This is a genomic window from Phaeobacter inhibens DSM 16374 (assembly GCF_000473105.1).
GTDB lineage: Bacteria > Pseudomonadota > Alphaproteobacteria > Rhodobacterales > Rhodobacteraceae > Phaeobacter > Phaeobacter inhibens.
On record NZ_KI421498.1, the window covers coordinates 587,027 to 602,946 of the forward strand.

General features: G+C 62.0%; 11 protein-coding genes. 7 read left to right on the top strand and 4 right to left on the bottom strand.

The features are described 5' to 3' along the window. Positions 1-57: 57 nt before the first annotated feature. Positions 58-600, bottom strand: a complete 543-nt coding sequence (locus INHI_RS0106545) for an LOG family protein (RefSeq protein ID WP_027247142.1) — start codon at positions 598-600, stop codon at positions 58-60. 165 nt (positions 601-765) lie between these two features. On the opposite strand from INHI_RS0106545, the gene INHI_RS0106550 reads away from it, so the two are divergent. Beyond that, positions 766-2,568 carry a LysM peptidoglycan-binding domain-containing protein gene (locus INHI_RS0106550; RefSeq protein WP_027247143.1) on the top strand — a complete coding sequence of 601 codons (1,803 nt, stop codon included), beginning with the start codon at positions 766-768 and terminating at the stop codon, positions 2,566-2,568. 135 nt (positions 2,569-2,703) lie between these two features. Then, a complete protein-coding gene (locus INHI_RS0106555) occupies positions 2,704-4,512 on the top strand; it encodes an ABCB family ABC transporter ATP-binding protein/permease (RefSeq protein WP_027247144.1) in 1,809 nt (602 codons plus the stop codon). A gap of 47 nt (positions 4,513-4,559) precedes the next feature. On the opposite strand, the gene INHI_RS0106560 is transcribed toward INHI_RS0106555, so the two are convergent. The 3 genes from INHI_RS0106560 to INHI_RS0106570 all read right to left on the bottom strand — a co-directional run bounded on the left by INHI_RS0106560 (position 4,560) and on the right by INHI_RS0106570 (position 9,973). Beyond that, the gene (locus tag INHI_RS0106560; RefSeq protein ID WP_027247145.1) at positions 4,560-4,787 is read right to left on the bottom strand and encodes a hypothetical protein; all 228 of its coding nucleotides are present in this window, start codon (positions 4,785-4,787) and stop codon (positions 4,560-4,562) included. A gap of 90 nt (positions 4,788-4,877) precedes the next feature. Then, positions 4,878-8,684: an efflux RND transporter permease subunit gene (locus tag INHI_RS0106565; RefSeq protein WP_027247146.1), complete on the bottom strand. Its 3,807-nt coding sequence runs from the start codon at positions 8,682-8,684 to the stop codon at positions 4,878-4,880. Continuing rightward, positions 8,681-9,973, bottom strand: coding sequence for an efflux RND transporter periplasmic adaptor subunit (locus tag INHI_RS0106570; RefSeq protein WP_027247147.1), 1,293 nt, complete (start codon positions 9,971-9,973; stop codon positions 8,681-8,683). The genes INHI_RS0106565 and INHI_RS0106570 overlap by 4 nt, the downstream gene beginning before the upstream one ends. 297 nt (positions 9,974-10,270) lie before the next feature. On the opposite strand from INHI_RS0106570, the gene INHI_RS0106575 reads away from it, so the two are divergent. The 5 genes from INHI_RS0106575 (at position 10,271) to INHI_RS0106595 (ending at position 15,876) form a co-directional block, all read left to right on the top strand. Next, positions 10,271-10,942 carry a tetratricopeptide repeat protein gene (locus INHI_RS0106575; RefSeq protein WP_014880268.1) on the top strand — a complete coding sequence of 224 codons (672 nt, stop codon included), beginning with the start codon at positions 10,271-10,273 and terminating at the stop codon, positions 10,940-10,942. A gap of 55 nt (positions 10,943-10,997) precedes the next feature. Beyond that, positions 10,998-12,320 carry a PQQ-like beta-propeller repeat protein gene (locus tag INHI_RS0106580; protein WP_027247148.1) on the top strand — a complete coding sequence of 441 codons (1,323 nt, stop codon included), beginning with the start codon at positions 10,998-11,000 and terminating at the stop codon, positions 12,318-12,320. Between the two features lie 99 nt (positions 12,321-12,419). Continuing rightward, positions 12,420-13,880, top strand: a complete 1,461-nt coding sequence (gene der, locus INHI_RS0106585; protein ID WP_027247149.1) for a ribosome biogenesis GTPase Der — start codon at positions 12,420-12,422, stop codon at positions 13,878-13,880. Between the two features lie 302 nt (positions 13,881-14,182). Next, positions 14,183-15,196, top strand: coding sequence for a fatty acid desaturase (locus INHI_RS0106590; protein WP_027247150.1), 1,014 nt, complete (start codon positions 14,183-14,185; stop codon positions 15,194-15,196). Then, positions 15,193-15,876, top strand: a complete 684-nt coding sequence (locus INHI_RS0106595; protein ID WP_027247151.1) for a helix-hairpin-helix domain-containing protein — start codon at positions 15,193-15,195, stop codon at positions 15,874-15,876. The genes INHI_RS0106590 and INHI_RS0106595 overlap by 4 nt, the downstream gene beginning before the upstream one ends. The last annotated feature ends 44 nt before the right edge of the window (positions 15,877-15,920 follow it).

Below are 15,920 nucleotides of genomic sequence, written 5' to 3' on the forward strand. Positions count from 1 at the left end.
GCCGCGTTTTTCCATGATCCGAGGCGGCGCCCGCAGCGCTGTCGCAGGGTCGGGGCGTCAGCCGCGCAGGCTCGCCAGCGCGTCGTCTACATTGCTGACCCAAGTTAGGGCGGCGGCCGTTTCCGCCCCGGCAAACCCTTCTGCCACCACATGCTCCACCAGGGCCTTCAGCGGATCCCAGTAGCCGTCGATATTGAGGATCAGGATCGGTTTCCCATGCAGCTCCAGCTGACGCCATGTCAGCGCCTCGAACAACTCGTCCAGCGATCCGGCGCCGCCGGGCAGCACCACCACCGCATCGGCATTGTAGAGCATCACTTTCTTGCGCTCATGCATGGTCTCGGTGACCACATAGGTGTTCAGGTCGGTCTTGGCGACCTCACGGCGGACCAGATGCTCGGGGATGACGCCGAAGGTGCGCCCGCCTGCGGCCTGTGCCGCACGTGCTACCCGGCCCATCAGACCGACATCACCGGCGCCGTAGACCAGTCGCTGCCCCTGCGTTGCAAGCCCGGTTCCGAGCGCCTCGGCGGCATCGGCATAGGCCGGGCGGACCCCGTCGCGCGATCCACAATACACACAGACGGAATGAATACGCATGGCAGTCACCTTTTTTGTTGTGTTCGGAACGGAAATAAGTCGTCCTTTGGTCCCTGATAGCGGCATTGAATGGCTGGCTCAAGCAAGCGGGGGGCACATCCCGCAGGATCGACAGCGACGGGGCCTCGGGAGGGGTTGGTCGGTGGTCGGAAGGGAAGGAACAGAATGACGGATGTAACGGGCAAAGGCGGGCTGTCCGCAACCGCCATCGGTGGGATTGCGGCGGTGGTCGTGGTGCTGGGCGGGGTCATTTTCCTGCAATGGGGGGGGCCCTCAGAGCAGAAAGAAGAGCTGCGCAGCGCGGCGGGCAAGGGGGATGGCGCGGTTATTTCGCCTTCGGCCGGCTCCGATGGCGCGCTTAGGGTGCCTGTTCCCGTCAATGAGACCCCTGTTGCGGAGTCCCCCGCAGTTGATGCGGAGACGGACAGCGCTGAAGCCGCTGTGCCCGCTGGCGATGTGGACGCAGCGGAGCTGCCCGGCGGTGATACCTCAGCGCAGGCGGTGACGGATGAGGCCGAAGGCGAGGATGCCGCGCCGACCCTTGGTGCGCCGCAGATGGATCTGGCGCGGTTTGAGACCGACGGCAGCGGCATGGTGGCGGGACGGGCGACGCCCGGCGCGGTCGTGTCGTTGTTGCTGGATGGGGTCGTGGTGGAGCAGCTGACGGTGCCCTCTGATGGCAGTTTCGTGCTGTTCACCACCGTTGCCCCCTCAGCCCGCCCACAGGTGATTTCGCTGGAGGCGGCGCTGGGGGAGGCTGTACTGCCTTCGGATGCGCAGTTCATTCTGGCACCGGTGGCGCCGGTTGTGGTGGCTGAAACGCAGCTTGCAGAGGGGCAGGTGGCAGAGGAGGCGGCGACAGATGAGCAGGCTTCGGGCGAGCAGACGACCGGCGAGCAGACGACCGGCGAGCAGGTGACCGGCGAGCAGGTGACCGGGCAGCCTGCGGCAGACGTCGCTTCGGCGGCAGCTCCCGAGGGGGATCGTCCCGCTGTCGATCCTGCTGACGCGGATACAAAACTATCCGGGGCGCAGGCGGCCAGTGACAGTGATACAGCAGTGGCCGTAGCGCCATTGGCGGAGGCCGCCCAAGAGGCGGCGGATGCGCCAGATTTGCCTACTGCTCAGGCCAGCGAGGCGGGCAGCGCATCCGAGGAACCCGCCGTCGCGGCGACTGCGGCTGATGGCTCTGACGTGACGCAGGGTGAGACTGTGACAGCCTCCAATGACACACAGGTTCTTGAGACGCAGGTTGCCGTTGCCACGGGTGAGAGCGGCGATGAGGCACAGGACGCGGCATCTGCGCAGGTTTCCGAGGCTGGGGCGGCGCAGTCAGATGAAACACCGGCGGCCGTGACCGCGACAGCGCCAGAGACCGCGCCGGAGCAAAGGGCGGTGCTGCGCTCTGATGCCAGCGGTGTGACGCTGGTGCAGCCGCCGACGCCAACCCTTGCCGATGCACCGGAGACCGTGGCGCTGGATACCATCTCCTATGATGCGGAGGGTGCAGTGGTCCTAAGCGGCAGGGTGCGATCCGATGCGGTTGTCCGGGCCTATCTGGACAATGCAGCCGTTGCCGACCTGCCGGTGGATGAGGAAGGCCGCTGGTCCGGCGTCCTGCCGGATGTGGCGCCGGGGATTTACGCGCTGCGACTGGATGCGTTGGACGGTGAGGGCAAGGTGCTGAGCCGTCTTGAGACCCCGTTCAAACGGGAGGCGCCCGAGGTGCTGCAGCCATCGCTTGAGGCAACTGCCACCGATGCCACATCGCCGGACGCGGCACCCACCGGGGCGAAACCGCTGGTACGATTGGTCACTGTACAGGAGGGCGATACCCTCTGGGCGATTTCGCGGGAGCGTTATGGTGACGGGCTGCTTTATGTGCGGGTGTTTGATGCCAACCGAGAGGCGATCCGTGACCCTGATCTGATCTATCCCGGTCAGGTCTTCTCCGTCCCGGTACAGTGAGACCATATGTCTAATCCCGCCAAGAGGCTGCACCCGCTGCGGCCCCTCAGCCAGAAGACGGGCCTGGGATAGGGGCTGCGCTGGTCAAAGTGCCAAACGGCCCCTATGTCATAGGTCTTGCAATAAGGACATGTGATGACAGACAGCGATATGACAACCGCGCAGGAGGAGCGCCGCTCCGGTCTGCGCACGTTGCGCCGTGTTTTTCCCTACCTCTGGCCCGAGGGGCAGGCCTGGGTCAAATACCGTGTCGTGGCAGCGCTGGCGGTGCTGATTTTGGCAAAGCTGGTCGCGGTTTATACGCCGATGCTCTACAAGGGGGCGGTGGACAGCCTCGCAGGGGAGGGCGTGCCGCCGCTGGCGCTTGGGGCGGTTGGTCTGACCGTGGCCTATGGCATGGCGCGGATCCTTACCAACGGGTTTCAACAGCTGCGCGATGCGGTGTTTGCGCCGGTGGGCCAGCGCGCCTTGCGGCGTCTGGCACTGGAGACCTTTCGGCATATCCATCGCCTGTCGATGCGCTATCATATCACCCGCAAGACCGGCGGGCTGAGCCGCATTATCGAACGCGGCGTGAAGGGCGTGGAGTTCCTGCTGCGCTTCCTGCTGTTCTCCATCGGCCCATTGGTGCTGGAGCTGACACTGGTCGCCATCATTCTCGCGGTGATGTTCGACATCTGGTATCTGGTCGTTGTGGTTGTGACCATCGGGTTCTATGTCTGGTTCACCTTTGCCATCACCGAATGGCGGGTGAAGCTGCGTCGCGAGATGAACAAGCAGGACACCGACGCCAATCAAAAGGCGATCGATAGCCTGCTGAACTATGAAACCGTTAAATATTTCGGCGCCGAAGAACGCGAGGCCGCGCGCTATGATGTGGCCATGCGCGCCTATGCCAAGGCGGCGCTGAAGACGGCCTATTCACTGGCATTCCTCAACTTTGGCCAAAGCCTGGTAATCACCGGCGGTCTGGTTGCGGTGATGGTGATGGCGGCAATCGGCGTCCAGCAGGGCAATCTGACGGTTGGCGATTTTGTAATGGTCAACGCCTATATGATCCAGATCACCGTGCCTTTGAACTTCCTAGGGACTGTATACCGTGAAATCCGCCAGAGCCTGGTGGATATGGGCGAGATGTTCGATCTGATCGAACAGGCGCCGGATGTGACCGACGCTCAGGATGCCAAACAGCTGACTGTGAATGGCGGCGCCATCAGGCTGGATGCGGTGGAATTCGGCTATGACAGCGATCGCCAGATCCTCAAGGGCGTCAGCTTTGAGGTGGCAGCCGGGCACACGGTGGCCATTGTTGGGTCAACCGGGTCGGGAAAATCCACCATCGGCCGCTTGTTGTTCCGGTTCTATGATGTGACGCGCGGCGCGCTGCGTATCGACGGGCAGGATGTGCGTGATGTCACACAACAAAGCCTGCACGCCGCCATTGGTGTGGTGCCGCAGGACACGGTGCTGTTCAACGACACCATCCGCTACAACATAGCCTATGGCCGGGACGGGGCGACGCAGGACGAGGTCGAACAGGCGGCGCGCGATGCGCAGATCCACGATTTCATCATGCGGCTGCCTGAGGGGTATGAGACGCAGGTGGGTGAACGGGGACTGAAGCTGTCGGGCGGTGAAAAGCAGCGGGTGGGCATTGCCCGCACCCTTCTGAAGAATCCGCCGATCCTGCTGCTGGATGAGGCAACATCCGCGCTCGACAGCGATACCGAGCAGGAGATCAAGGAAGCCCTGTCACGGGCCGGGCAGGGGCGCACGGTGATCACCATTGCGCACCGACTTAGCACGGTGGCGGAGGCGGACCAGATCATTGTGCTGGAACAGGGCGAGATTGCTGAGCGCGGCACGCATGACGAGCTGCTGGCCAAGGACGGGCGTTACGCGCATCTGTGGCAGCGCCAGCAGTCGGATCAGGATGCGGCATAGCCACTGCGTTCTGGATACCTGCTATCACGGGGTCTACGTCTGCGCGTCTAACCGCTGACGTAGACCCCGTCCTTGGGTTTGTAGAAAATCTTTTGATTGTGTAGCCGTCCGAGCAGATCGTGGATCTGGCGCAGACTGTCCTCGCGGCTGTGACCGGCGATGCCCTGCACCTGCTGACTGGCATCGGCCAGGCTGTCGCGGGTGCGCTGCAGCGCCGCCTCGATCAGGTCGACATCGGCGATGGTCAATTCAAACATATCGTTGAAATCGGGCATGGGCTGGGTCCTCTCTACTGGGGCGGCTCTGGCGGTGATGATCTGCCTTCCGAAACGAACAACGCCCCGCGAGGGCGGGGCGTTGTCAGGTTATTCAGCGGCGCGAAGCGGTGTTGACGGCGGGGTCTCGCGGTCGCCGTCGCGCTCGGTGGTCTTGGCTGGCGGGGTGTCAGGGCCCGGCTCTGCCTCCCAGAGGATTTCCGTGGTGGGCAGGGTGCGGGCCTTGGTGGCCAGCCGCATATCACGGGCAATCCGGCTGGACCGACCACGGGTGATCCGGGCCAACAGGCGGCCAAGTGCCCCAACGTAGATCCAGAGCCAGACCCGGATCGCCAGCAGTGAGGGCGTGACCAATAGGGTCAGGATCGTTGCGATCCCCAGACCGAAGACCACCGCGGTTGCCAGCTGTTTCCACCACAGCGAGGTCGGGCTGTCGATCGAGTAGCCGCCATTGATGAAGTCGAGGCTGAGCCCGAACATCATCGGTGCCAAACCGGCCATCGTGGTGATGGTGGTTAGCAGAACCGGGCGAATGCGGGCCTCGGCGGTGCGAATGATCGCCTCAATCCGGGGCATCTTCTGGGCGTATTCCTGATAGGTGTCGATCAGAACGATATTGTTGTTCACCACGATCCCCGCCAGCGCGACGATGCCGGTGCCGGTCATGATGATGGAGAACGGCTGCTGCATCACCATCATGCCGATCAGCACGCCGGTGGTGGAGAGCACCACCGCCAGAAGCACCAGCACCGAGTTGTAGAAGCTGTTGAACTGCGCCAGCAGGATCACGAACATCAGCGCCAATGCACCGGCAAAAGCTTTCATCAGGAAGGCACCGGATTCGGCCTGTTCTTCCTGATCACCGGTCCATTCCCAGGTAATGTCCTTGGGCAGCGGATCGGTCTCCAGCCATTTCGTCAGGGCGGCGATACGTTCATTGGCGTTGAGTGCGACAACGCGGGCGTCATCGTCCAATGCGCTTTGCACCGCCTCAAGATTATCGGCGCTGGCAAGGCTGCGCAGCTTCAACGGCGCGCCGCTTGGTCCGGTCAGGTCGCTGGCGCTGGTGTCGCTGCCCTCGGCGAAGGATTTGACATAGGCCAGCGTTTCTTCTTCACCGCTGTTCCCGCCGGTGGTGATCACCTTGGAGAGGCCGGGCTCGATATCCGCTTTCACGTCATAATAGCGCTGCTGCTGGACACGGTTGATCTGTTCCAGTTTCGGCACCGGCTGGCGGGAGATGAAGTTTGACAGCGGCACCAGACCATCCTCGGTGCGCAGTTTCATCACATCAAGGGTCGAGAGCACGCGGTCCTCTTCCGGCAGGCGGACGCGGATTTCGATTTCCTCATCCGAGCTGTCCACCCGCATGGTATCCAGAAGGATCCCGCGCGTGACCAGCTGAACCATGGCGCCGACACTGGCGACATCGGCGCCGTAGCGGCCGGCCTTTTCGACATCGACGTCGATCTGCCAGTCAATGCCGGGCAGGGGCAGGCTGTCCTCGATCAGGTCCAGACCGGGGGTGTTATCGAACCGGGCACGGGCGGACTGCGTGGCAGCGGTCAGCGTGTCCCAGCGGTCACCTTTCAGGCGCAGATGGATCGGTTTGCCAGAGGCAGGCCCCTGCGCCAGCGCACGGATCTCAGCCTCGAAACCGGGGAGCTTGGCCAGCTCGGTATTGATCTCCTCAATCACGGTGTCGCCGTCGAAATCGGTTGCTGTTACCTCACGGGTGAACCAGCCGTTGAACCAGGTTTCGGTCTGGGTGGGGCGATCTTCCCAAGGGATGATTTCGAATTGCACCTGACCCACGGTGTCGGGCGGTGTCTGCGCGCCAGAGGCATCGGTGTTGAGCCCGCCCTCACCTGCGAAGGAGAAGACATTGACCACCGCCGGATGCGACAGGATAACCTGTTCGGTCTGGCGCACCATCTCGTCCTCTTCCATCAGCGAGGTATTGCCGCGTGCCCGGACATAGGCAGTGGCCTGTTCCGGTTCGGATTCGACAAAGAACTCAACGCCGTAGTTGTTGGTTGAGAAGAGCGTGAACACGGTCATGATAGAGAAAGCAACAGCCCCGATGGCGACAAGCGGCATCACCGGATTACCGACAATGAACTTGATGAAATGACCGAAGGGGGTGTGTTTGTAACCCGCGCCGACGGATGTCTCGCGGCGGTGCAGGCTAGCAGCCCCCAGCGTGACGGAGGCGCCGAAGGACGCCAGCACGAAGATCAGCGCGCCAAAGATCAGCGCGGCGACATCCGACACATCCGCAGGCAGCAGGTAGCTGCCGTTGAGCATCTGCATCGCCCCTGCAAACATGCCCCAAAGCATGACAGGCACCAGCGCGGCCCGCAGCCACCAGGGCGCAACGGCGCGCAACCCATCGGAGAGGTTCTCAAACAGGCGGCTCATCCGACCGGTGACGCCGCCCATGACGGGCAGGTAGATCAGCGCCACCACCAGCGACGCAGACAGAACGAAGATCAGGGTGACCGGCAGCATGCCCATGAATTCACCGGGGACACCTGGCCAGAACAGCATCGGCAGGAATGCACAGAGTGTGGTCGCGGTGGAGGACACCACCGGCCAGAACATGCGCTGTGCCGCCTCGACATAGGCATGCATCGGGCCGCTGCCCTCTTTGATGCGCTTGTCCGCGTATTCAACTACCACGATGGCGCCATCCACCAGCATGCCCACCGCAAGGATCAGACCAAACATCACGATGTTGGAGATGCTGATCCCCATCACCGCAAGCAACGCAAAGCAGAGCAGGAAGGAGGTCGGGATCGCAAAGCCGACCAGCAGGGCAGCCCGGCTGCCAAGCGCCGACAGCACCACGATCATCACCAGTGCGACAGCGGTCAGAACCGAGCCTTCGAGCTGGCCGACCATGGAGGCCACAACGCGGCTTTGGTCGTTTGAGGTGCCGACGGAGACAGCGGCTGTCAATTCCGGCGGCCATTTGGTTTTGGCTTCGGCGAGGGTTTCCTTCACCAGATCCACTGTGTCGATCAGATTGTAGCCCTTACGCTTCACCACCTGCAGGGCAACGGTGTCCTCCCCGTTGAAACGGGCGGTGCCGCGACGATCCTCGAAGGTGAAGTTGATGGTTGCCAGCTCTCCCAGGGTGACAACGCGATCGCCATTGGTCTTGATCGGCAGTTCGTAGATGTCGCGCACCTCATCAAAGGAGGAGGGGATCTTCACCGAGAAGGTGCCCTGATTGCTCTCGACTTCGCCTGCCGCAATCAGCTGGTTGTTGTTCTGCACAACGGTGATCAGCTCAAGCGCTGTGACGTTATAGGCCTCCAGCCGCAGCGGATCGATCAGCACCTCGACCATCTCGTCGCGATTGCCGGCGATCCCGGCCTCAAGCACAGGTTCCAGCGCCTCAAGATCGTCCTGCAGGTCCTTGGCAATCCGCGCCATTGTGCGTTCCGGCACGGCGCCCGTCAGGTTGACGATAACGATAGGGAATTCGGAGAAGTTGATTTCGTTGATCGTGTATTTCTCGGCACCTTCGGGGAAGTCCGCCTCGGCGGCATCCATCGCATCGCGGACGTCGGCCATGATGGCGGTCTTGTCCCAGCCGAAATCGAACTCCAGCGCCACACCGCCATAGCCTTCGGCGGCGGTGGAGGACATTTTGTCGAGCCCGTCCAGATCAGCCAGCTCGGTCTCCATCACCTTGACCAGCAGCGTTTCGGCATCCTCGGCAGAGATGCCGGGGAAGGGGACAGAGATGAACAGAGCCGGGATTTCGATGTCCGGCTCGCCCTCTTTCGGGAGGCTGGCATAGGCAAAGCCGCCGACCAGCAGCGAGATGGCAATGAATGCCAGGATCATACGGGCCCGTTCTGCGGCCCAGCTGACGATACCGGTCATTGGGATACCTCTTTATAGGTGGGCGCAACAGAGACGCCCGCAACAACAAAATCTTGTCCCACAACAATCACATCGGCCTGTTCCGGCAGGCCGCCCAGCCAAACGCCGCTTGCTTCGTCGCGCAGCAGCTGGATGTGGTAGAACCCGACGGTCATGTCGTCTTCTACCACACGCACGCCCAATTGACCGTCGTTATTCAGGGTCAGCGCCGACTGCGGCAGGTAATGGGCCTTGGAGCCTTCGGCAGAGATCACGATGTCGGCGGTCTGGCCGTCGCGGATCGCCAGATCCGGGTTGGGCACGGTGATTTCCACCTCAAACGTGCGGGTGGTCGGGTCTGCGGAGCGGCTGATAAAGGTCACCTTGCCCTCAACATTGCGGCCATTGGCCAGCTCAGCGCGAGCGCCCGCCCCGATGGTGACGCGGTTCACCTCGGTTTCGGGCACATAGCCAACCAGCTTGATGGTCTCCAGCTGGATCACGGTCGCACAGAGGCTGCCGGGCTGCATCAGGCTGCCCAGCTCGGCGGTGTCGCTTTCCAGTAGCCCGTCGAAGGGGGCCAGAATATCCAGACGCGCCAGTTCTTTCTCGGCGGCGGCGACTTGGGCAGAGGCTGCCTCAATCCCCGCACTGGTGGTCTCCAGACCGGTTTCCGCAGTGGCCACGCCAGCCACGGCCGAGCGCTCTGCGGCCTGGGATGAGGCCAGGCGGGTTTCGGAGGCAAAGCCACCTTCGGAGAGTTTGGCGGCTGCTGTCAGGTTGATCTGTGCTTCCTTGAGGCGGGCGCGGGCCTCGTCCAGACGGGCCCGCGCCTCGGGCACGCGGATTTTCGCCTCGCTCAGCCGGGCTTTGGCCTCCAACAGGGTGGAGGGGCGGGTGCCGGGATCCAGTTTGCACAGAAGATCGCCAGCCTTCACCTGCGCGCCTTTGCGCAGCGGTTCGGACAGCACGGTGGAGGTGGTTTCGGAGCGGACTTCGACCTGGCGAATAGCCTGCGTCTGGCCGCGCAGCACAACCGCGCTGTCGATGCCGCGGGCGGTGCTGCGCAGGGCGACAACTCGGACGCCTGAATTGTCGGCCTTGTCCGCGCCGGCGGCTTGCGGGGCCACAGTTTCTGATGCTGCGGCGGTTGTTGCGGATGCATCGGTCGGTTCGGAGACATCAGAGGATGCGGTCTCATCGCTGACCTGCTCGCCACGGGCAAAGGCCAGAAGCGCATCCCGCTCAATCACGGCATAATACAGGCCTGCCGTCACAACAGCAGCAGTCATCAGTGGAATTACACGCATCTTGGGCCTTCCTAATACATAGTCATCCCATTCGGGACATATAGAGCCACTCAACAATCATACCATTAATGGGCATGTTCGGGCGAACTGGCGCTAAGTGATATGGGCGATATAAGTATTGTCCATACTAAACTCTGTAGTTCAGTTCACATTTTTTGCCTTTTTGGAGCGGTTTGTGCCCATACCGGGGTATCAGGGCCACTTGGCTTGGCATCGGTTGCACTGTAAGAGAAGCAGAACACAGGAAACTTTCCGGCGACTGCGGGGGCGGTTGCGGGATCTGCCAGGGACATTTTCATGAGCGACACCGACAGCTTTATCGATGAGGTGACAGAAGAGGTCCGCCGCGATCGCCTGTTCAAGATGCTCAAACGTTATGGCTGGATTGGCGGCATTGCGGTGGTGTTGATCGTCGGTGGCGCCGCCTTGCGCGAATATAACCGGGCCCAGACCGAAGCGGCATCCCAGGCGCTTGGCGATCAGATGATTGCGGCGCTGGACAGTGATGACAGTGCGGCACGGGCGACGGCCCTGGATGCGATCACCGCTGAGACCGCAGGTGGCGATACCGTTTTGAAGCTGTTGCAGGCGGGTGCTTTGGCGGATGCCGGAGACCGTGCGGCGGCTGTTGAACGGCTGAATGCGGTTGCGCGCAACGGGGAAATGCCACTGATCTATCGTCACATCGCGACGTTCAAGGCGCTTGGCCTGCAGCAGGAGAGCCTGCCCGCGGCAGATCGCCGGATTCAGTTCGAGGCGCTGGCCCAGCCGGGCGCGCCGCTGGCGCTGCTGGCACAGGAACAGCTGGCACTGATTGATATCGAAGAGGACAACACAGACGCCGCCATTTCGCGGTTGCAGGAGATTATTGCCTCCGCCGGTGTCACCTCGGACTTGAAAGACCGTGCTTCGCAAGTGATTGTGGCGCTTGGGGGAGCGCTGGAGCCGGTGTCGGCGACAGAAGGCTAAGATCAATTCGGCGCCGATGGGCGCCACGACAAACGTGCAGTAATGGGGCAGGGCAATGATGGCAGTAACAAGCTTTTGGAGCGCGAGGGGCATTCTGACGGGAACCGCATTGGCGTTGATCCTGTCCGCCTGCGCCGAGCCTGAGGTCATCCTGCGCGGCGAGCGTCTGGATCTGCGCGATGACAGCGTCACGGTTGTCAGCAATGAGACCCGCGCCATTGCGCTGCCTGCAACACGCAACAATGCCAGCTGGCCACAAGGGCCGGGTGTCGAAGGGCTGCGTCCCGCACATCCGGCGCTGGCCGCTTCGCCAAACGCGATCTGGTCCACCTCCATCGGCGACGGGGACAGCCGCCGCCAGCGCATCACCGCCACACCGGTTGTGGGCGATGGTCGCATCTACACGCTGGACAGTGGCGCCAAGGTTTCGGCCGTCAGCCCGGCAGGGGCGTTGCAGTGGCAAAGCGAGCTGCTGCCTGCGTCTGACAGTTCAGGGCAGGCCACCGGTGGCGGCTTGGCCTATGATGGTGGCGTGCTCTATGTGTCTTCCGGCTATGGCGTGCTGACCGCTCTGGATGCGGCCAGCGGTGCAACCATCTGGCGGCAGGAGCTGGAGGCCACCGGCTCCGGTCAGCCTACTGTGCGCGACGGTCTGGTCTATCTGGTGGCGGGGGATGATACCGGCTGGGCGGTCCACGCCAAGGATGGTCGCATTGCCTGGCAGGTTCAGGCCACACCCAGCCCGTCGAACATTCTGGGCGCACCAGCGCCTGCGGTCACATCTGATCTGGCGATCTTTGCCTTTGGCTCGGGCGACCTGACCGCAACCTTCCGCAAGGGCGGTCTGCGGCGCTGGAATGCCTCGGTTGCGGGCAAGCGGATTGGCCGGACAATTTCCCGCATCAGCGATGTCACCGGCGCACCCGTCGTGTCCGGCAACCGGATGTATGTCGGCAACCAGTCTGGGCGCACGGCGGCTTTTGACCTTGGTTCCGGAGATCGTTTGTGGACGGCCCCTCATGGCGCGGTGGATCCGGTCTGGGCAGTTGCGGGCAATGTGTTCCTGATCAGCGACCTTGGCCAATTGGTGCGGCTGGATGCTGACAGTGGCGATGCAATCTGGGCCACGAACCTGCCCGGATACCTCAAGGATAAACCCCGCAAACGCGGCGCGGTGGTGGCCCATCACGGGCCGGTTCTGGCCGGTGGTCAGGTGGTGATTGCGTCCAACGACGGGCTGTTGCGCTTCTTCAGCCCCGAAAGCGGCGCGCTGCTGCGCAGTGTGGCGGTGCCCGGCGGCGCCAGCACCGCGCCCGTTGTGGCGAATGGGACGCTTTATGTTGTCTCCACCAAGGGTGAATTGCACGCTTTCCGATAGCGCTTTGATGCGGTAGGAGAGATTTACGCAGCGATGTGCTCTGGCAGGGCGCGCGCAGATGCGCTATGGGGCGCGTCTGAATCGCAGAAAGTTGGTCTGATGTCTTTTACCCTCGCTATTGTGGGCCGCCCGAATGTGGGCAAATCCACATTGTTCAATCGTCTCGTCGGCAAGCGGCTGGCGCTGGTGGATGACCAGCCCGGCGTCACGCGCGATCTGCGCGAAGGGGAAGCGCGTCTCGGCGACCTGCGCTTTACCGTGGTGGACACCGCCGGTCTGGAAGATGCCACCGACAACTCGCTGGAAGGGCGGATGCGCCGCCTGACCGAGCGGGCCGTTGATATGGCCGACGTTTGCCTGTTCATGATTGATGCACGCGTTGGGGTAACGCCCATCGACCAGATGTTTGCGGAAATCCTGCGCAAGAAGTCTGCCCATGTGATTCTGGCTGCCAACAAGGCTGAGGGCAACGCCGCTGATGCCGGTGTGCTGGATGCCTGGGGCTTGGGTCTGGGAGAGCCGATCCGCCTGTCCGGTGAGCATGGCGAAGGTCTGAATGACCTTTATTCGCAGCTGATGCCCTTGGCGGATGAGTTCGAAGAACGCGCTAAGGATGACAGCCCAGAGATTGACGTCGCTCTGGACGAAGACGATGACGAAGAAGATCTGTCGGTGCCGATGCCAACCCGCAACAAGCCGTTGCAGGTTGCTGTTGTCGGGCGTCCGAATGCGGGTAAATCCACGCTGATCAACAAGATCCTCGGTGAGGACCGTCTGCTGACCGGGCCCGAGGCCGGGATCACCCGCGATGCGATCTCGCTACAGATCGACTGGCAGGATGTGCCCATGCGGATCTTCGATACCGCGGGTATGCGCAAGAAGGCCAAGGTGCAGGAAAAGCTGGAGAAACTCTCCGTGTCCGACGGCCTGCGCGCGGTAAAGTTTGCCGAGGTTGTGGTGGTCCTGCTGGACGCGGCAATCCCGTTTGAACAGCAGGATCTGCGCATTGCCGATCTGGCCGAGCGCGAAGGCCGCGCGGTTGTGGTCGCGGTGAACAAATGGGACATTGAGGACGAAAAGCAGGAAAAACTGCGCAATCTGAAAGAGGCCTTTGACCGGCTTCTGCCGCAGTTGCGCGGCGCGCCGCTGATCACCGTGTCGGCCAAAACCGGCAAGGGGCTGGACCGGCTGCACGCCGCCATCATGCGCGCCTATGACGTCTGGAACCGCCGGATACCAACAGCGGCGCTGAACCGCTGGCTGACGGGGATGCTGGAACAGCACCCGCCGCCAGCCCCGCAGGGTAAGCGGATCAAGCTGCGCTACATGACCCAAGCCAAAACCCGTCCGCCGGGCTTTGTGGTGATGTGTTCGCATCCCGACAAGATGCCCGAGAGCTATAATCGTTATCTGGTCAACGGGTTGCGCCAGGATTTTGATATGCCCGGCTCGCCGATCCGTCTGACGCTGCGCTCGCAGTCGGACAAGAACCCCTACAAGGGCAAGAAAAAGGCGCCGCCGTCGAAGCTGCGCAAACATCTGGAAGGCCGCCGCAACTAAGCGCGCAGGTGCCTGCTCCAAGAATGACAAGAGGCAGCTTTCCATGTTGGAGGCTGCCTTTTTTCATGGCAAACGCGGGTTTGCGCCTGCGCTGACTACGTAGAATTTGACCGCAAGCCATTGGCCTTGCTAGGCTTCACTGTAATTTATTGAAATGCCGGTGGGCTGTTGCCAAGTTTGTTAGGCGCAGTATGGCCATGACCGGGATATTAACAGTGGCGTCGGGTCGCCGCGCGCTTGGTGACATATCACCTGAGTGCCGCGTCATCGTGGCGTCACACTGCGTCTCTAGGGAACATCCCATGGATTTGAGAGCATATACGCGGACATATTGTGACAAGGATAACCGGCTGGCCGCGCTCAGCTATTTCGGGACATTCGCAGTCTACTTCCTGTCGCTGACGGTTGCGATCCGCTACGCCGAGATCTGGTATCTGATGCTGCCTGCGGGGGGTGTGTTTGCCTTTGCGGCGGTGCGGCTATACGTGCTGCAACATGACACCGGGCATCATTCGCTGTTTGAAACCCGGATCCAGAATGAAGTTGCCGGTCATGTGCTGTCGCCCTTCACCTTTGCCCCGTTTGAGGTGATGAAACAGAACCACAATGAGCATCATGCCTATGTTGGTAATCTGGAACACCGCGAGTCCGGTGAGATCCACACCATGACGCTGCGCGAATGGCATGCGGCAGGCTGGGCACAGCGGCTGGCCTATCGGCTGTATCGCAATCCGCTTGTGCTGGTGCCGCTGGGGGCGGCGTTCACCTATTTCATTCGCTACCGCTGGCCCAAAAACACGCTGCGCTTTGGTGTCTTGGGGGTGGTGCTGCACAATGTAGTGATCGTGCTGCTGCTTGCGCTGCTCTACGCCATCGCGGGTACGACCGGTGTCTTGGTCTGGCTTGGGTTTTCCTTTTTGGGGGGCATGATCGGCGTGTTCCTGGTTTATCTGCAGCATAATTTCGAGGACACTTATTGGGATCGTCGGCCTGACCTCAACCCGCAGGTTGCGGCGCTTCAGGGATCATCCTGCCTCGATTTTGGCTGGTTTTTTGACTTTGCAGTCGCCAATATCACGCTTCATGATATTCACCATTTTAACGCCCGCATTCCCAGTTACCGGCTGCGCCGCTGCCACCACAACCTGCCGCCGGAGATTGCACCGCGCCGGATCAAATTTGGCGAGGCGATCCGCGCCATGGGGCTAAAGCTTTGGGACGAGGATCAGCAGCGGCTGGTGCCATTCCCGCCAGCTAATGCGCCGGGGACACTGGTCACGGCCACTGGGCAAACCAACACGCAGGAGCCTTCATGACATCTATCGCCAAACTTCCCGGTGTTGGCCCTGCGCTGGCCCGAATCCTATCGGAAAACGGCTACGCCACGATCGAGGCTGTGGCTGGAAAATCGCCAGAGGAGCTGAGCAAGATCCCCAAGATCGGCAAGCTGCGTGCGACGCGACTGTCCGCAGAGGCACAGAAGGCGCAAGCGGAGGCCAGCCCGGAGCGTGGCAAACCCGCCCGCCGCGCCAATGGTGCCGCACCGACAGCGCCGAATGGCGCAACGCCGGAGCAACCTGCCGACCGCGCCGAGGCCGATAAACTCAGTTCCGCGCTGGCCGCTGCCGAGGCCGCCCGTCGTGCGGCAGAGGCCAAGGCGGAGAAAGCGGTTCTGAAAGCGAAGAAATCCGCCAGGAAAGCCGCCGCCCTTGCCGAGGAATTTGCCGCCGCAAAGGTGAAAGCCAAGGCGAAGGCCAAGCGGGTGAAGGCGAAGGCCAAACGCGCGATTGAAAAGGAAAAGGCCAAGGCGAAGGCCATCCTTGAGGCCAAGCATAACCCGAAGAAAGAGGCGCCCAGGAAAGACAGCGGCAAGAAAGATCCATCCAGGAAAGAGCCGACCAAGAAGGTCGCCGCCAAGAGGGACGGAGTAAAGAAGCCAATAGTCAAGAAGCAGAGAGAGCCGAGCGTTCCTGCGAAGGGTAAGAAAAAGAAATAGCGCCGCCGGGAACACTGTGCCGAGAACAAAGAAAACCGACGCTG